General features: G+C 59.5%; 17 protein-coding genes. 4 read left to right on the forward strand and 13 right to left on the reverse strand.

Annotated features, from left to right (window positions below):
• Positions 1-8: 8 nt before the first annotated feature.
• Positions 9-2255: a DNA topoisomerase IV subunit A gene (gene parC, locus ACLEIV_RS04780; protein ID WP_410455516.1), complete on the forward strand. Its 2247-nt coding sequence runs from the start codon at positions 9-11 to the stop codon at positions 2253-2255.
• A 209-nt stretch (positions 2256-2464) separates the two neighbouring features.
• On the opposite strand, the gene ACLEIV_RS04785 is transcribed toward parC, so the two are convergent.
• The 11 genes from ACLEIV_RS04785 to ACLEIV_RS04835 all read right to left on the reverse strand — a co-directional run bounded on the left by ACLEIV_RS04785 (position 2465) and on the right by ACLEIV_RS04835 (position 10659).
• A complete protein-coding gene (locus tag ACLEIV_RS04785; protein WP_410455517.1) occupies positions 2465-4423 on the reverse strand; it encodes a methyl-accepting chemotaxis protein in 1959 nt (652 codons plus the stop codon).
• A gap of 166 nt (positions 4424-4589) precedes the next feature.
• Positions 4590-5006 carry an 8-oxo-dGTP diphosphatase MutT gene (gene mutT / locus ACLEIV_RS04790; RefSeq protein ID WP_410455518.1) on the reverse strand — a complete coding sequence of 139 codons (417 nt, stop codon included), beginning with the start codon at positions 5004-5006 and terminating at the stop codon, positions 4590-4592.
• Complete coding sequence (gene yacG / locus ACLEIV_RS04795; RefSeq protein WP_410455519.1) at positions 4996-5187, reverse strand: DNA gyrase inhibitor YacG; 192 nt, start codon at positions 5185-5187, stop codon at positions 4996-4998. Before yacG ends, mutT begins: the two co-directional genes overlap by 11 nt.
• Entirely contained in the window at positions 5184-5918 is a 735-nt protein-coding gene (gene zapD / locus ACLEIV_RS04800; RefSeq protein WP_410455520.1) for a cell division protein ZapD, read from the reverse strand. Before zapD ends, yacG begins: the two co-directional genes overlap by 4 nt.
• Positions 5919-5969: 51 nt before the next feature.
• Positions 5970-7115, reverse strand: a complete 1146-nt coding sequence (hemW, locus tag ACLEIV_RS04805) for a radical SAM family heme chaperone HemW (RefSeq protein WP_410455521.1) — start codon at positions 7113-7115, stop codon at positions 5970-5972.
• Positions 7115-7717, reverse strand: a complete 603-nt coding sequence (rdgB, locus tag ACLEIV_RS04810) for an RdgB/HAM1 family non-canonical purine NTP pyrophosphatase (protein ID WP_410455522.1) — start codon at positions 7715-7717, stop codon at positions 7115-7117. Before rdgB ends, hemW begins: the two co-directional genes overlap by 1 nt.
• Positions 7718-7824: 107 nt before the next feature.
• Positions 7825-8238, reverse strand: a complete 414-nt coding sequence (locus ACLEIV_RS04815; RefSeq protein ID WP_410455523.1) for a DUF4426 domain-containing protein — start codon at positions 8236-8238, stop codon at positions 7825-7827.
• A gap of 36 nt (positions 8239-8274) precedes the next feature.
• Positions 8275-8586 carry a DUF167 family protein gene (locus tag ACLEIV_RS04820; RefSeq protein ID WP_410455524.1) on the reverse strand — a complete coding sequence of 104 codons (312 nt, stop codon included), beginning with the start codon at positions 8584-8586 and terminating at the stop codon, positions 8275-8277.
• A complete protein-coding gene (locus ACLEIV_RS04825) occupies positions 8574-9125 on the reverse strand; it encodes a YggT family protein (RefSeq protein ID WP_410455525.1) in 552 nt (183 codons plus the stop codon). Before ACLEIV_RS04825 ends, ACLEIV_RS04820 begins: the two co-directional genes overlap by 13 nt.
• Positions 9126-9134: 9 nt before the next feature.
• Entirely contained in the window at positions 9135-9956 is an 822-nt protein-coding gene (gene proC / locus ACLEIV_RS04830; RefSeq protein WP_410455526.1) for a pyrroline-5-carboxylate reductase, read from the reverse strand.
• A gap of 10 nt (positions 9957-9966) precedes the next feature.
• Positions 9967-10659, reverse strand: a complete 693-nt coding sequence (locus ACLEIV_RS04835; RefSeq protein ID WP_410455527.1) for a YggS family pyridoxal phosphate-dependent enzyme — start codon at positions 10657-10659, stop codon at positions 9967-9969.
• 34 nt (positions 10660-10693) lie between these two features.
• Between ACLEIV_RS04835 and ACLEIV_RS04840 the strand changes: the two genes are divergently transcribed.
• The 3 genes from ACLEIV_RS04840 (at position 10694) to yaaA (ending at position 13703) form a co-directional block, all read left to right on the forward strand.
• On the forward strand, positions 10694-11728 hold the full coding sequence (locus tag ACLEIV_RS04840) for a type IV pilus twitching motility protein PilT (protein ID WP_410455528.1): 1035 nt from the start codon (positions 10694-10696) through the stop codon (positions 11726-11728).
• Between the two features lie 14 nt (positions 11729-11742).
• A complete protein-coding gene (locus ACLEIV_RS04845; RefSeq protein ID WP_410455529.1) occupies positions 11743-12855 on the forward strand; it encodes a PilT/PilU family type 4a pilus ATPase in 1113 nt (370 codons plus the stop codon).
• A 74-nt stretch (positions 12856-12929) separates the two neighbouring features.
• Positions 12930-13703 (forward strand): peroxide stress protein YaaA, encoded by a 774-nt coding sequence (yaaA, locus tag ACLEIV_RS04850; RefSeq protein WP_410455530.1) that lies wholly within the window; start codon positions 12930-12932, stop codon positions 13701-13703.
• A 528-nt stretch (positions 13704-14231) separates the two neighbouring features.
• On the opposite strand, the gene ACLEIV_RS04855 is transcribed toward yaaA, so the two are convergent.
• Both ACLEIV_RS04855 and srmB read right to left on the reverse strand, forming a co-directional pair.
• Positions 14232-14390 carry a hypothetical protein gene (locus ACLEIV_RS04855; RefSeq protein WP_410455531.1) on the reverse strand — a complete coding sequence of 53 codons (159 nt, stop codon included), beginning with the start codon at positions 14388-14390 and terminating at the stop codon, positions 14232-14234.
• Positions 14391-14459: 69 nt separating this feature from the next.
• Complete coding sequence (gene srmB / locus ACLEIV_RS04860) at positions 14460-15830, reverse strand: ATP-dependent RNA helicase SrmB (protein ID WP_410455532.1); 1371 nt, start codon at positions 15828-15830, stop codon at positions 14460-14462.
• Positions 15831-15883: the final 53 nt, after the last annotated feature.

The raw sequence follows: 15883 nt of genomic DNA on the forward strand, positions 1-15883 counted from the left end.
GAGACAGAATGAACAACAACGATTTCACCATGGAAGGCGTCGAACGCCTGCCATTGCACACCTTTACCGAGCAGGCCTATCTCAACTATTCCATGTACGTGATCATGGACAGAGCCCTGCCGCATATCGGCGATGGCCTCAAGCCGGTGCAGCGACGCATCATCTATGCCATGAGCGAACTGGGGCTGTCGGCCCTGTCCAAGCACAAGAAGTCCGCCCGTACCGTGGGCGACGTGCTGGGTAAGTATCATCCCCACGGTGACTCCGCCTGCTACGAGGCCATGGTCTTGATGGCCCAGCCGTTCTCTTATCGTTATCCGCTGGTGGACGGTCAGGGCAACTGGGGCGCGCCGGACGATCCCAAGTCGTTCGCCGCCATGCGTTATACCGAAGCGCGATTGTCTCGCTTCTCCGAGCTGCTGTTGTCTGAGCTGGGCCAGGGGACGGTAGAGTGGATCCCCAACTTCGACGGCACCATGAAGGAGCCGCGTATGCTGCCGGCCCGGCTGCCCCACATACTGCTGAACGGTATTACCGGTATTGCCGTGGGCATGGCCACCGATATTCCACCGCACAACGTGCGCGAAATCGCCGCGGCCTGTGTGCATATGCTGGACAACCCCAAGGCCACGGTAGAAGAGTTGATGGCCTTCGTAGACGGTCCCGACTACCCGACCCGGGCCGAGATCATCACGCCCAGGGCCGATATTCGCAAAATCTACGAAACCGGTCGGGGCAGCATCAAGATGCGGGCCGTCTACCAGATGGAGCAGGGCGATATCGTGATTACCGCGCTGCCGCATCAGGCCAGTGGCGGCAAGATCCTGGAGCAGATCGCCGGGCAGATGCAGGCCAAGAAGCTGCCGATGGTGGCGGATCTGCGCGACGAGGCGGATCACGAGAACCCGACCCGGCTGGTGATTATCCCCCGATCCAACCGGGTGGACGTGGATCAGCTGATGCAACACCTGTTTGCCAGCACCGATCTGGAGAAGAGCTACCGGGTCAATCTGAATATGCTGGGGCTGGACAGCCGGCCCCAGGTAAAAACGCTGGATCTGATCCTCGGCGAATGGCTGCAGTTCCGCCGGCAGACGGTACGCAACCGGCTGCAATACCGGCTGGACAAGGTCGAGGCCCGGCTGCATATTCTGGCCGGTCTCTTGGTCGCCTTCCTGAGTATCGATGAAGTGATCGAGATCATTCGCAGTGAAGACGAGCCCAGGCCGGTACTGATGAGCCGCTTCGGGCTGACCGAGATCCAGGCCGAAGCCATCCTGGAATTGAAGCTGCGTCATCTGGCCAAGCTGGAAGAAGTGAAGATCCGTGGCGAGCAGGACGAGCTGGCCGCCGAACGCGACAAGCTGGCCCTGTTGCTGGGCTCGGAGCGTCGGCTCAATACCCTGATCAAAAAAGAGATATTGGCCGACGCCGAAAAATACGGTGACGAGCGGCGCTCGCCGCTGGTAGAGCGGGAAGAGGCCAGGGCTCTCAGCGAGAAAGAGCTGATCCCGAGCGAGCCGGTGACGGTGGTGCTGTCGGACAAGGGCTGGATTCGTTCGGCCAAGGGCATGGATGTGGACGGCGCCACCCTGAGTTACAAGGCGGGCGACAGTTTTCTGGATGCGGCCTCCGGGCGCAGCAACCAGATGGCGGTGTTTCTGTCCAGTATCGGTCGCGCCTACGGTCAGGATGCCCACGGCCTGCCCTCGGCCCGGGGACAGGGCGAGCCCTTGAGCGGCCGTTGCAGCCTGAGCCCGGGCGAGCTGGCCAGTTTCGTGCTGATGGGCGACGACGAGCGACTGTTTCTTTTGGCCTCCGATGCCGGTTACGGTTTCGTCTGTCGCTTCGGTGACATGGTCAGCCGCAACAAGAACGGCAAGGCGTTGCTGACGGTACCCGCCGGTGGTGTTGTGCTGAAACCCGTGGCGGTCGAACAGCTGGACAGCAGCCAGTGCCTGGCGGTGACCAATGAAGGCCGCATGTTACTGTTTCCGCTCAAGGATCTGCCGTTGCTGGGCAAGGGCAAGGGCAACAAGATAATCGGCATTCCCGGTGCCAAGGTGCAGGCCCGGGAGGATTTTATCAAGCAGCTGGTGGTGGTGCCTACTGGTGCCAATGTCACCCTGCATGCGGGCAAGCGCAAGCTGACCCTGAAGCCGACCGATCTGGCCCACTACCAGGGCGAGCGCGGCCGTCGCGGCGCCCTGTTGCCCCGCGGCCTGCAGCGGGTGGACAGCCTGGAAATCGAATAAAAAACGTGAGGGACGAGGAGAAAGGCGTGAGGGAATATTTGATGATCCTTCACGTCTCGTCTTTACCCCTCACATTTATTCTGGAGATTCCATCATCGGTGGTGGAGTCTCCCCGTCAAACGGGGTCTGCAGGAAACCGCAGCTGTGTTCTTCGTCATAAAAAAGCCGCAAGCTGTGCTGGCTTGCGGCTTGCGGCTTGCGGCTTGCGGTCAGATCCGGAACTGATTGACCAGCTGTCCCAGCTCTCCGGCCAGTTCGGCCTGTCGGCCGGCGTGATCGGCCACCCGGGTCGATACCAGATTGACCTCGCTGGCAGTGCTATGGATGGCGCCAACATGGGCGTTGATGCTCTCCGTCACCTGGTGCTGCTGTTCGGCGGCGCTGGCAATCTGGGTGGTCATGTCGGTGATCTCGTCTACCGATACCTTGATCGCCTCGAATGCTTCCCGTGCCTGGCCCGATCGTAGCACCACCTGTTCCGACTGCTGCTGGCTGGTCTTCATGTTTTCCACGGCCTGGCGGGTCTGCTGGTTGAGGCTGGCCAACAGGCTGTCGATCTCGGCGGTGGACACCTGGGTGCGTTGTGCCAGGGTTCTCACTTCGTCTGCCACCACCGCGAAGCCTCGGCCCTGCTCCCCGGCCCGGGCGGCCTCGATGGCGGCGTTGAGAGCCAGCAGGTTGGTTTGTTCGGCAATATCGCGGATCACTGCCAGAATGGAGTTGATTCTGCCGCTTTCCGCTTCCAGCTGGCGGATATGCAGTGCCGATTGGCTCAACTGGTCGCTCAGGACCCGTATGCTTGCCTCGGTGTCCAGCATCACTGCCTTCCCCTGTTCGCCGGCCCGCTGGCCCTGGGCCGCCGCCTGGGCCGATCTGTTGCAGCTGTGGGCCACCTCGTTGGCGGAGGCCGACATCTCGGTCAGTGCGGTGGCCATGCGCTCCACTTCCTTCAGCTGATGACCGCTGGCGGTGTCTACCGCCGTTGCGTTTTCACGGCCTAGGGTCGACACGGCGTCGACCTGATGGGCGGTGTCCTTGATGCGAACCACCAACTGCTGGATGGACCCCAGAAACTGATTGAACCAGCGAGCCAGCTCACCGGTTTCGTCCCGGCTGCCGATGGCCAGGCGTCGGGTCAGATCTCCTTCGCCCTGGGCGATGTCCTTGAGCCCACGGCTCACCGCCAGTATGGGCTTGACCAGCAGCCCGGACAGCCACCAAGCCAGCAGTAACACCAGGACTACCACCAGGGCGGTACTGCCCAGCGTGGTCCATAGCATCTGCCGGGCCGGAGCCAGGATCTCGCGTTCCGGCATCAGGGCAATGAACTTCCAGCCGAGGGTGGGTGAAGGGTATACCAGAGCCCGGAAGTCTTCACCGTCGAGTTCCAGCTCAAGCTGGCCTGCGTTTGTGTCGGACAGACGGCGGTAACCTTCGCCTTCCAGTTCGGGCAGGAGACGGAAGTTGTGTTCCGGCCTGGCGGCATCCACCAGCACGGTGCCACCGTCTTCGATCAGCATCAGGTAGCCCTGTTCTCCGAGCCGGGCCTGTTGAGTCATGTTGGTCAGCGCTTTCAGAGACACGTCCATCGACATGACCCCGTAGTCCTGGCCATCCTGGTTCTTGAAGCTGCGTGATACCCCTATCATGGTGTTGTCGTCGGCCGCCCAGTAGTAGGCGCCGGTGCGTATCACCTGGCCGGGGGCCGCCATGGCTTTCTGGTACCATGGACGCAGCCGGGGATCATAGCCGGCGGTGACCTCGCCCAGTGGCCATTGCACATAACCGCCGTCCCGGGTCCCCATGTAGACGTAGGCCAGGCCAGGGTGGCTGTCGGCGAAGCGTTCGAATTCCCGGTAGAGTTCGGCCTCGATGCCGCCGTTGCGATCCGGCGTCATCCGCAGGGCCGGGCCCCGATGATAAGTACTTAGGCTGGTATCGGACCGAGCGATCAAGGAAGAAGAGGCGAGAAAGTCCACGTTCTGACCTATTTGCTCGAAATAGGCACTGAACGCCTGGTCCAGCTTGTGAATTTCACTCTGTCCCTGTTCCAGGAAACGCTCCTCTGCCGACTGGCGGGCCTGGTGGATGGTGAAGGCGGACAGCAGACCTATCGGCAGCAGCGTGGTCAGCAGCAAGGCCAGGATCAGTTTATGTTGGATGCGCATGGGAGCGATGATTCACGAGACGAGTTGAGGGTACACTAGAGTTGCGCCGGACGACATCCGGCGCGGTGTTGCCTGCGTCGTTATCCATTCCGTTTGCGACATCCGCCGGAATAAAAGCGCCCGCCGGCCATATCTGGTGGCACTGGAGTGACGGACGGCTTCAGCGTCAGTTTCCGGTTTCGGTCTGCAGTTTGTCGACAATCGGGCTGTTGGCGGCGGGAAAGTCGTAGCTGTGCAGCTCGGATACCGGTACCCAGCGGCTGGGCTGGCCTTCGAGGCCGTGGGGTTCCCCACTGAAGGCGGTGACCTTGTGGATGTCCAGCGTGACCTGCTTGTCGCCGTAGTCGTGCTCGATACGCATGAAGGGCCGGCAGTCGGTTACCCGAATACCGACTTCTTCTTCCAGCTCCCGAGCCAGGGCCTGGGCTACGGTTTCGCCGGCCTCGACCTTGCCACCGGGAAACTCCCATTTGTGAGCCTGATGCTGGCTGGCACCGCGGCGGCAGATAAAAATTTCGCCATCGGTATTTTCAATCACCCCTACCGCCACCAGCACCGATTTTTTGGCGGTCTCAGTATTCATTTTCGTCATCCTGATCCGGCAGCCAGGCCGGAGCACCGGGAATGCGTTTTTCTTCGTCGGCCCATTCGCCCAGATCGATAAGCTGGCAGCGTTTGCAGCAGAAGGGGCGGAAGGGGCTTTGCTCGTTCCATTCCACCGGCTTTTTACAGGTGGGGCAGGGCACCATGGTGATTTTGTTCATTTGATATTGGCCAATTCAAAGTCGATATTGCCGATTTCGATGTTACCGACCGGCATAAAGCGAATGGTGTAGCGATATTTGTTGCCGCTGACCACCGGATAGACGGCCAGTTCTGTCGGCAGACGCAGGCGGATCATCTCGGTCTGTTCGGCATTGTCCTGAAAGAAGCCATTGCTGGCCTGCTGGGGCCTGAATTGGCCGACTTCCCGCCACAGGGTCAGCAGTAGTTCCAACCCCTGTTGCAGCAGTTGCAGCTGTGCCAGCCAGCCGTCGATATCCTGCTGCTGGTTGATGCCGGGTTGATGCAACCAGTAGTGCAACTGGGGAACGTCGAAGGCGCAGAGGCCGCCGGGAATGGCAAAGCGGCTGCGGACGGCCGACAACAGCTTGTCTTCGCGCAGCAATTGGCCCAGGCGGGCGGCCCGAGGCAGCTGCTGGTTCAAATCGGCCAGCTGCTGTTCCAACTGGGCCAGGGCGGCGGCATCGACGCCGGGCGCCAGGGCCCAGGCGGCCAGCTTGTTTTTCTGGATATCCAGATCCTTGGCCAGGTCGGTACGGATATCACAGCGTTCCAGCAGCTCCATGATATCCAGCAGCGCCTTGAACAGCGCTATGGTCTGGCCGCCGGCGCTTAGGCTGCGGCACTGGTGAATTTGCTGCAGCAGCTCGTTGAGGCGCAAGTAATTGCGACACTTTTCATTGAGAGGATATTCGTAAACCAGTGATGACATAAGGCTCCGGCCCGCAGGGTGAAGGCTGTAATAACGGCAAGTTTACCCGCATCAGTCGGTAATAAACAAATCGAGCAGTCGGTTAAGAAAGCGTCGACCCAGGGGCGTCACCTGCCAGTGTGTTCCATCGTCCGCCAGCAAATCCAGGCGCCGCGCCTCTGCCAGCGGGGCTTGCAGTTGTGAGACAGACAGCCCGGTCAGGGCCTGGAGTTCATGCTGAGGGATGGGCTCGAACAGTCGCAATCGATTCATGAAGTATTCCAGCGACAGTTCCTGCGCCGCAATGGGCCAGTACTGATCCAGATAGGGGCGGCCCGGCTCCAGATAGCCCTTGGGATGCTTGACCTTGACGGTGCGTACCAGCTTGCCTTCGAGCGGCAGTGTGATTTTGCCGTGGGCGCCACAGCCGATACCCAGATAGTCACCGAAGCGCCAATAGTTGAGATTGTGTTGCGCTTCATGGCCCGCTCTGGCGTAGGCAGACACCTCGTACTGGTGATAGCCGTGGGCCAGCAGAAGCTCATGGCCCCGCTCGTAAATATCGGCCAGCACTTCGTCTTCCGGCAGCGCCGGCGGGCGTGAGGCGAAGGGGGTGTTGGGCTCTATGGTGAGCTGATACCAGGACAGATGCGGCGGCGCCAGGGCGATGGCCTGCTCCAGATCCGACAGGGCATCGCTCAGGCTCTGCTCGGGCAGGCCGTGCATCAGGTCCAGGTTGAAGGTGTTCAGGCCCACGCTCGCGGCTTCGCGGGCGGCAAAGCGGGCCTGCTCCGGATCGTGGATACGGCCCAGGCGACGCAGTTGTTCGGACTGAAAACTCTGAATACCGATAGAGATTCGGTTGACGCCTGCAGCCTTGAAGCCGGCGAAGCGGCCGGCTTCGACCGTGCCCGGGTTAGCTTCCAGAGTGATTTCGATCCGGTCGCGAAAGGGGATCAGCTGTTGGACGCCGCTCAGCAGTCGGCCGATGGCCTCGGGTGTCAGCAGGCTGGGCGTGCCGCCACCGATAAAGATACTGTGAAGTGCACGCCCCTGGGCCAGATGCAGATCCTGGCGCAGGTCATCCAGCAGCGCCGTGATATAGGCCTGCTCGGGAATCGTTTCTTTCATGGCGTGGGAGTTGAAGTCGCAGTAGGGGCACTTCTGCACACACCAGGGAATATGAATGTAGAGGCTGAGCGGCGGTAAGTGCAGCATCAGACTTGTTGCTCCTGCAGCAGGATCAGCAGCTGGCGCAAGGCCTGGCCGCGGTGACTGAGGCGGTTTTTCTCGGCGGCGCCGAGTTCGGCGGCGGTTTTACCGGCTTCGGATACGAAGAAGACGGGGTCGTAGCCGAAGCCCTGCTCACCCTGGGGCTGCTCGGTGATGCTGCCCTGCCAGGAGCCGCAGCAGATCAGCGGAGTGGGATCGTGCGCATGGCGCATATAAACCAGCACACACCAGAAGGTGGCGTTGCGCTGTTCGGCCGGCACGCCGTTCAGTTCGGACAGCAGCAGCTCCAGGTTCTGCCGGTCGCTGGCTCCCACTCCGGCAAAGCGGGCGGAATAAACGCCGGGACGTCCGTCGAGTGCATCCACCGCCAGCCCGGAGTCATCGGCGATGGCCGGCAGTCCGGTCACGGCCGCCGCATGGCGAGCCTTGATAATGGCGTTTTCGACGAAGGTGGTGCCGGTTTCATCGGCGTCGTTCACGGCCAGTTCGGTCTGGGGGATCACCGTCATGCCCAGCTCACCGAGCAGACTTTGCAGTTCGGCAACTTTTTTGGCATTGCCGGAGGCCAGTACTATCTGCTTGCTCACCTTAAGCTCCTGTCAGGCGTCTGACCGTGCATGATAACACCACAGCAGAAAGATGTGAGGGGGCACTCTTCACCCCCTCACGACTTACATCTCACAAGGAAAATGGCTCAGTCGGTATAGAAGGTATGGCGGAAGGAAAATTCACCACCCTGGGTGGGGCTTTGAATGTCGATGGTGAACAGCACGTTGTCTTCGTTGCGATAAGGATACTCGGCGATGTAGTAGACGGCGTCGCCTTCCCGCACCGTCTGGAATTCCAGCTTGCGCACGGTACCGATCAGCGTCTTGCCCTGGCCGCTGAGATTGACCTGCTGGGGCTTGCCGTCTTTGTCGTGTATTGCAATATTCAGGATGCCGTTGTAGCGGCTGCGTTCTATCTGATAGCTGCGTGCCACCTCGGGAGTGAGAAAGGTGGATGGCAAGGCGCTGTAATGAACGGTCCAGTTGCCTACCCGGGTTTCGGTGGCCTGGCCGTGGGCAGCAAACAACAGCACCAGAGTGGCCCATATTATTTTGAACATAATCCTTCCTTAATTCTTGAAGTCTTGTTACTTAGTTTAGGCCGAGTTGGGCAGGAATTCCGCCAGAGCCGGGGGGATGACCCGGGGGAACTCGACCACCAGCTTCTTGTGGCGGCTGCTTTCACCGCCGAGCAAGATCACCCGTGACCTGGCTACCCGACATTGTTTGGCCAGCCATTTCAGCAGGTAGGCATTGGCCTTGCCATCCACCGGCGGGGCGGTAATGGCGATTTTGAGTTCGTTGCCGTGCAGGCCGAGAAACTGATCCCGGCTGGCCTTGGGTTGCAGATACAGACTGAGGAAGAGCCGGTCCTGCTCCAGCCGGACCGGCTGATTTACAGTTGCCACCACAGCTGACCAAACAAATCTCCCATCAGCCAGTTGAGGGCCTGCAGGCCGATAAAGGCCAGCAGCATGGACAGGTCCAGGCCCCCCATGGGAGGAATAATACGACGCAGCGGCGCCAGCAGGGGTTCGGTCAGCTGGAACATCACGTATTCAATCTGGCTGCGCCCCTGGCTGACCCAGCTCAGCAGCGCGCGGATGATCAGGATCCAGAACAGCATGACACCGGCTTTTTTCAGCACGGTAATCAGCCCCACCAGCAGTACTGTACTCCAGTCGGCGTAGAGTACGTTCATGGCCTTGAACAGCATCAGTTTCGCCGTAGCCACCAGCACCGCCAGCACCACGGCGGCAAAGTCGATACCGAAAAAACCGGGGATGAAACGGCGCAGCGGCTTCAGTACCGGGTTAGTGGCCTTGACCACGAACTGGCTGAAGGGGTTGTAGAAGTCGGCCCTGGCCAGTTGCAGCCAGATACGCAGCAGCACCACCATCAGGTAAAGATCGAAAAGGGTATTAATCAGGTAGTAAGCAGTATTCATTATTGTTCCTTAGAGCTGCGTTTCCAGTTCCCGCGCCCGCGCCACTGCGGCGTCCATGGCGTCGGTCACCAGTTGTTCCAGTCCCTGCTCCTGAAAGCAGCGAATGGCTTCGGCGGTGGTACCGCCTTTTGATGTGACCTGGGCACGAAGCGCCCCCAGACTGGTGTCGGGGTTGGCGGCGACCATGTTGGCGGCGCCCAGCGCGGTTTGCTGCACCAGCAGGCGGGCTTCCTGTTCATTGAAACCGGATTTCTGTGCCTGGGCGGCCATGGCTTCCATGAACAGGAAAAAATAGGCGGGTGCACTGCCGGCGGCGGCGATGACCTGGTTGATGCCGTCTTCCTGTGCCACCCACAGGGTCTTGCCTACCGCCTGCATCATCTGTTCGCAGTAATCCCGATCCGCCTGTTCGACATGGTCTCTGGCATAGAGACCCGTCATGCCGAGCCCCAGCAAGGAGGGGGTGTTGGGCATGGTGCGTATTATGCGGTTCTGGCCGGTCATCTGCCCGAGGCGGGTCACACTGATGCCGGCGGCAATGGAAATCAGCAACTTGCCGTCGAGCCCGCCGGTTGACTGCAGCAGCGCTTCCAGCATGCTGGCCATCATCTGCGGTTTGACCGCCAGTACCACCGCCTCGGCCCAGTTGGCGGCCTCGGCATTATCCTGGGTGGTGTGAATACCGAAATCGGTCGCCAGCGCATCCAGCTTGGGGCGAGACGGGTTGGCGGCCATGATGGCGTCGGCCGGGTAGCCGGACTGGATCAGGCCGGAAATCAGGCTGCGAGACATGTTGCCCGCGCCGATAAAGACGAGTTTTCTGTGTTCCATCAATGATCACTCAAGGGTTGCGAGAGCCAAATATAGCCGTGCCAACCCTTACCAGGGTGCTGCCACAGGCCACTGCGAGTTCGAGATCCTTACTCATCCCCATCGATAGTGTGTCCATCTGAGGATATTTTTCCGCCATTCTATCAAAGAGTTGCTTCAACTCTAGTAATTGCGTCCGCAGTCGGTCGGAATTGTCGGTGGCCTCCGGTATTGCCATCAGGCCGCGCAGACATAATCCGGGTAACGAACTGATTTGTCGGGCCAGTTCTTCCACCTGCCCGGGCAGCAGGCCGGATTTGCTGTCTTCTCCGCTGACATTGACCTGCAGGCAGATATTGAGCGGTCGCATATTGCCCGGCCGCTGGGCGCTGAGCCGCTGTGCTATTCTGAGCCGGTCCACACTTTGCACCCAGTCGAAGGACTCGGCCACCTGACGGCTTTTATTGGACTGTAGCGGGCCTATCAGGTGCCAGCGAATATCGGGGCACTCGGCCTTGAGGCTGGCGATTTTATCGACGGCTTCCTGTACGTAGTTTTCACCGAACTCGCGTTGCCCGGCGGCATAGGCGGACAGCACATCGGCGGCGGGTTTGGTCTTGCTTACAGCCAGCAGCTGAACATCATCGGGATGGCGATCACAGGCTTTGGCAGCGGCGCTGATTCTGTCGTGAACTGTGTGCAGGTGCTGTACGATAGTATTCATATGAGTAATAAACCGAGAGCGACGGGGAGAGGGTATGGATATTACGGAATTATTGGCGTTTAGTGTAAAGCATAATGCATCGGATCTGCACCTGTCAGCCGGGGTTTCGCCGCAGATACGGGTCGATGGCGAAGTGCGCAAGATCAATTTGCCGGAGATGGATCACAAGGAAGTGCAACGGCTGGTGTATGACATCATGAACGATCGTCAACGCAAGGAGCTGGAAGAAAACCTGGAAGCCGATTTTTCCTTCGAATTGCCGGGTCTGGCCCGCTTCCGGGTCAATGCCTATCATCAGGCCCGGGGCGCGGCGGCGGTCTTCCGGGTGATCCCCAGCGAGGTCTGGAGTCTGGATCAACTGGGCGGGCCGGATATTTTCCGTCGCATCGCCGAATATCCCCGTGGTTTGGTGCTGGTGACCGGGCCGACCGGTTCCGGTAAATCCACCACTCTGGCGGCGATGGTCGACCATATCAATGAGAACTACAACAAGCATATCCTCACCATCGAAGATCCTATCGAATTCGTGCACAGCAACAAGAAATGCCTGGTCAACCAGCGGGAAGTGCACAGAGACACCCATTCGTTCAGTAACGCCTTGCGTTCGGCCCTGCGGGAGGATCCGGATATTATCCTGGTGGGAGAGCTCAGGGATCTGGAAACCATTCGGCTGGCGCTGACCGCGGCCGAAACCGGCCACCTGGTATTTGGCACCCTGCATACCTCGTCGGCGGCGAAGACCATAGACCGTATCGTCGATGTTTTTCCGGGGGCCGAGAAAGACATGGTACGATCCATGCTTTCCGAATCGCTGCGGGCGGTGATCTCCCAGACCTTGCTGAAGAAGGAAAATGGCGGTCGAATCGCCGCCCACGAGATCATGCTGGGCACCACGGCGATCCGCAACCTGATCCGGGAAGATAAGGTGGCGCAGATGTATTCGGTGATCCAGACCGGCATGGCCCACGGCATGCAAACCATGGATCAGTGTCTGAAGCTGCTAGTCAGCAGCGGCATGGTGGCCCCGGTAGAAGCCCGTACCAAGGCGGTGGATCCGCAAAGCATTTGATAGCTGGAGGTTATATGACGCTAACGCCCTTACTGCAGGCCATGCAGGACAAGCAGGCCTCGGATATGTATATCTCCGTCGGCGTACCGCCGACGATAAAAAGCCAGGGGCGTCTGGAGCGGGTGACCGACACGGCACTGACCCCGGAAACGGCGCTGGCGCTGGTGGAATCCTGCATGAACGATGACTGGCGCGAGCGCTTTCATCGCCAGAAAGAGGCCAACTTTGCCATCAGCGACGAACAGCTGGGCCGTTTTCGGGTCAGCGCCTTCTGGCAGCAGGAGCATGCGGGCATGGTGATTCGGCGTATCGAAAGCCGGATCCCTACCTTCGATGAGCTGTACCTGCCCGAGATCTTGCAGGAAGTGGCCATGGCCAAGCGGGGGCTGGTATTGTTCGTGGGCGGCACCGGTTCCGGCAAATCGACCTCGCTGGCGGCGATGATAGGCCACCGTAACCGTCATTCGGACGGCCACATCCTCACCATAGAGGATCCGGTGGAGTATGTTCATCAGCATGACAGATCCATCATCACCCAGCGAGAGGTGGGCACCGATACCGAGTCTTTCGATGCGGCCCTGAAAAGCTCCCTGCGTCAGGCTCCGAACGTGATTTTGATTGGTGAAATTCGCTCGGAAGAAACCATGGGCTATGCGCTGTCTTTCGCCGAAACCGGCCACCTGTGCATGGCTACCCTGCATGCCAACAACGCCAACCAGGCGCTGGACAGGATCATGCATCTGGTGCCGGAAAGCAAACATCGCCAGTTGCAGTTTGATCTGTCGTTCAACCTCAAGGCGATAGTGGCCCAGCAGTTGATCCCGACCCAGGATGGCCGGCAGCGTCGCGGCGCCTTCGAGATCCTGCTCAATACCCCCTTGATATCGGATCTTATCCGCAAGGGGGACATGCATAAGTTGAAAGAGGTGATGAGCAAGTCTCGCGAACAGGGCATGCAGACCTTCGATCAGGCACTGTTTGATCTTTATAGCCAGAACCATATAGGCTACAGCGAAGCGCTGGCCTATGCCGACTCGCCCAACGATCTGCGCCTGATGATCAAGCTGCAGGGCGGCGGTGGCATGGATGCCGGCCTGCTCGACAACGTGACCATAGAGTCCGATTAACCCATATTTTTACGGCCCCATCACGACCCCATGCCGTGATGGGGCCGTTTGTGACAGCTATTTAGAGGCCCTTCATGCTAATAGTGGTTTCCCCCGCCAAGACCCTCGATTTTGACACGCCACCTGTGATTGCCGATTTTACCCGGCCCGAGCTGCTGGATCACTCGGCCGAGCTTATCGAGCGCGCGCGCCAGCTAACGCCGGCCGAGATTGGCAGGCTGATGGGGATCAGCGACAAGCTGTCCGGGCTCAATGCCGCCCGTTTTGCCGACTGGCAGCCGGATTTTACCCCGGCCAATGCCAAGCAGGCGTTGCTGGCATTCAAGGGCGATGTCTATACCGGGCTGGACGCCGAGAGCCTGGCCCCGGAGGATTTCGCCTTCGCCCAGTTGCACCTGCGTATGCTCTCCGGCCTTTACGGGCTGTTGCGTCCCCTGGATCTGATGCAGGCCTATCGACTGGAAATGGGGACCAAACTGGACAACGATCGGGGCAAGGATCTGTACCAGTTCTGGGGCGACATCATCACCGACAAGCTCAATGAGGCGCTGGCGGCGCAGGGTGACAACGTGCTGATCAACCTGGCCTCCAACGAATACTTCAAGTCGGTGAAGCCGAGAAAGCTGGACGGCCAAATCATCACGCCGGTATTCAAGGACTGCAAGAAGGGCCAGTACAAGATAATCAGCTTCTATGCCAAGAAGGCGAGGGGCATGATGGCGCGCTACATCATAGAGCAGCGCCTGACCGAGGTGAGTCAGCTGACTGCCTTCGATACCGCCGGTTACTACTTTGTGGAAGCGGAGTCGACGGCCACCGAGCTGGTGTTCAAGCGGGAAGAACAATAAAAGAGCCTTCAGCAGGAAAAAAGGGCCCTCAGCAAGAAAAATAGCAGAAAGTCGGAACCTTTCGGTCCGGCCGCCCTCTGAATAGGTGTGCTTACTGAATTTGAATCCTCTCTCTTCTTCATTTTTTGACCGGTCCCGATGGGCCGGTTTTTTTATGGGCCGGTTTTGATACCTACCTCACTAAGCACTCGCTCTGCTTTACGGCTCGGTATGCATAGGGCAAAGGGCCGGCTCGCGGTGTGGCATGACACTCGCTGTTTCAGCCATCGCCAAACGCAGATGGCCTTAGCCCATGGCGTGCCGTGGGGCGGCTGTGCTGCTCTGAGCCCGGGTTTGATAATGAGCAGATGTTGATTCAAATTGGCATAACAAAGAGCCTTCAGCAATAAAAACAAAAAAAGCCGGAACCTTTCGGTCCGGCCGCTCTCTGAATAGGTGTGCTTACTGAATTTGAATTCTCTCTCTTCTTCATTTTTTGACCGGTTCCGATGGGCCGGTTTTTTTATGGCCGGCTTTACTGACGGCGCTTTACTGGTCCCACAGGGTTTTGGCGTTGTCGGCGGTGCGGCGCCCGCGCAGTTGGCGGCGCTCATGTTGATCCGGCTCCCATCGGATCAGATCCCGTCGGTCCAGGATCTGCCGTCGGTGTGCCTGTCGCCGTTCCGTGCCCGAATAATGCTTCAACATGAGCATGCCTCCGTTTTTCTCTAAGCATAGTCGAGCATTATCAGGCCGATGCGCCGCCAGCCGTCAGCCTTATTCTGCGTCCTTGTTGCCCTCAACCTTCTTGCCGGCGGCTTTCTTGGTCCCCTCGGGTTTTCTGGTGGCGTCCGGCTTGGCACCGGCCCATTTCGGCTTGCCCTTGGCCTTGGTATCACGCAGGCGCACCTTTTCTTTCTTCTTGGGCTGCAGGGCTTTGGCCTTCTTGCCTTTGCTGTCGCCGTCTTTCTTCTTGCGTGAAGCCACCCTGGCTTCTTTATGTCTGGGGCGCAGTTCGTCGATGACCCGGCGCTTGAGCACTTCTTCGGTATATTTTTCTACCCGAACCAGCAGGGGCATGTCGTGGGCTTCTACCAGGCTGATGGCGGTACCCTTCTGACCGGCGCGGCCGGTACGACCGATGCGATGGACATAGACGTCTGCGGTACGCGGCATGTCGTAGTTGATCACATGGCTCACCTCGGGTAAATCGATACCGCGGGATGCCACGTCGGTGGCCACCAGAATATTGACCCTACCGATACGAAAGCGACCGAGTGCCTCGATGCGTTTTTCCTGCTCCATTTCACCGCGCAGCCAGGCATTGTGCAGCCCTTCCTGCTGCAGGCGGCTGGCCAGCTCCATCAGGCGATCCCGGGTCTTGACGAAGATGATGCTGCGAGTGACGTCGGGCTGACGCAGCAGGTGGGTCAGCAGGGCAAACTTGTGCTCGGGATTATCCGCCAGGTGCACCCACTGGTTGATTTTCTTGCGTTCGCTGCGAGGAGGCGCGGCGGTAATTTCAACCGGATCCTTCAGCAGATCGGCGGCAAACTTCACCAGGCCTCGGCCTTCCAGGGTAGCGGAAAACAGCATGGTCTGCCGGCGCCAGCGGGCTTCGGCGGCGATGCGATCCACATCCTTGATAAAGCCCATGTCCAGCATGCGGTCTGCTTCATCCAGCACCAGCATTTCGATATCGCGGCTGTCGAAAGACTCTTCATCCATGTATTGCAGCAACCGACCCGGGGTAGCGACCACTATGTCGGTGGTCTTGGTCAGGGCGGGCAGGTGCTGGCTTTCATGGACTCCGCCGGTGATCACTTCCACACGGAGGGCGGTGTCTTTCAATATTTTTTTGGCATCGTTGGCGATCTGTATGGCCAGCTCGCGCGTTGGCGTCAGGATCAGGATACGGGCAGGGCCGGCCTGGCGACGAGGAAAGTCCAGCAGGTGCTGACAAACCGGCAGCAGAAACGCCGCCGTCTTGCCGGTGCCGGTGGGGGCGGATGCCATTATGTCCCGTCCGCTCATGGCTTCGGGGATGACCTGGCTCTGAATGGTGGTCGGTTTGGCATAGCCCATGCCAGCCAGGGCGCGGACCAGGATGGGATCCAGTTCCAGTTGCTCGAAGGTCATACTGCTCATGATCGGTCTCGTCAGCCTGTAAAAGGCGGGTATTATAGGGGAACTCGGACAAA

Source organism: Oceanisphaera submarina, assembly GCF_046521305.1.
Taxonomy (GTDB): domain Bacteria; phylum Pseudomonadota; class Gammaproteobacteria; order Enterobacterales; family Aeromonadaceae; genus Oceanimonas; species Oceanimonas submarina.

Excerpts from the sequence above, each read along its gene's own strand:
- yaaA (WP_410455530.1), top strand. The coding sequence starts at position 12,930 with ATGCTAATAGTGGTTTCCCCCGCCAAGACCCTCGATTTTGACACGCCA.
- ACLEIV_RS04785 (WP_410455517.1), bottom strand. The coding sequence starts at position 4,423 with ATGCGCATCCAACATAAACTGATCCTGGCCTTGCTGCTGACCACGCTG.
- ACLEIV_RS04855 (WP_410455531.1), bottom strand. The coding sequence starts at position 14,390 with ATGTTGAAGCATTATTCGGGCACGGAACGGCGACAGGCACACCGACGG.
- zapD (WP_410455520.1), bottom strand. The coding sequence starts at position 5,918 with ATGTCATCACTGGTTTACGAATATCCTCTCAATGAAAAGTGTCGCAAT.
- mutT (WP_410455518.1), bottom strand. The coding sequence starts at position 5,006 with ATGAATACTGAGACCGCCAAAAAATCGGTGCTGGTGGCGGTAGGGGTG.
- ACLEIV_RS04840 (WP_410455528.1), top strand. The coding sequence starts at position 10,694 with ATGGATATTACGGAATTATTGGCGTTTAGTGTAAAGCATAATGCATCG.
- yacG (WP_410455519.1), bottom strand. The coding sequence starts at position 5,187 with ATGAACAAAATCACCATGGTGCCCTGCCCCACCTGTAAAAAGCCGGTG.
- ACLEIV_RS04845 (WP_410455529.1), top strand. The coding sequence starts at position 11,743 with ATGACGCTAACGCCCTTACTGCAGGCCATGCAGGACAAGCAGGCCTCG.
- srmB (WP_410455532.1), bottom strand. The coding sequence starts at position 15,830 with ATGAGCAGTATGACCTTCGAGCAACTGGAACTGGATCCCATCCTGGTC.
- ACLEIV_RS04835 (WP_410455527.1), bottom strand. The coding sequence starts at position 10,659 with ATGAATACTATCGTACAGCACCTGCACACAGTTCACGACAGAATCAGC.
- hemW (WP_410455521.1), bottom strand. The coding sequence starts at position 7,115 with ATGCTGCACTTACCGCCGCTCAGCCTCTACATTCATATTCCCTGGTGT.
- ACLEIV_RS04825 (WP_410455525.1), bottom strand. The coding sequence starts at position 9,125 with ATGAATACTGCTTACTACCTGATTAATACCCTTTTCGATCTTTACCTG.
- proC (WP_410455526.1), bottom strand. The coding sequence starts at position 9,956 with ATGGAACACAGAAAACTCGTCTTTATCGGCGCGGGCAACATGTCTCGC.
- ACLEIV_RS04815 (WP_410455523.1), bottom strand. The coding sequence starts at position 8,238 with ATGTTCAAAATAATATGGGCCACTCTGGTGCTGTTGTTTGCTGCCCAC.
- parC (WP_410455516.1), top strand. The coding sequence starts at position 9 with ATGAACAACAACGATTTCACCATGGAAGGCGTCGAACGCCTGCCATTG.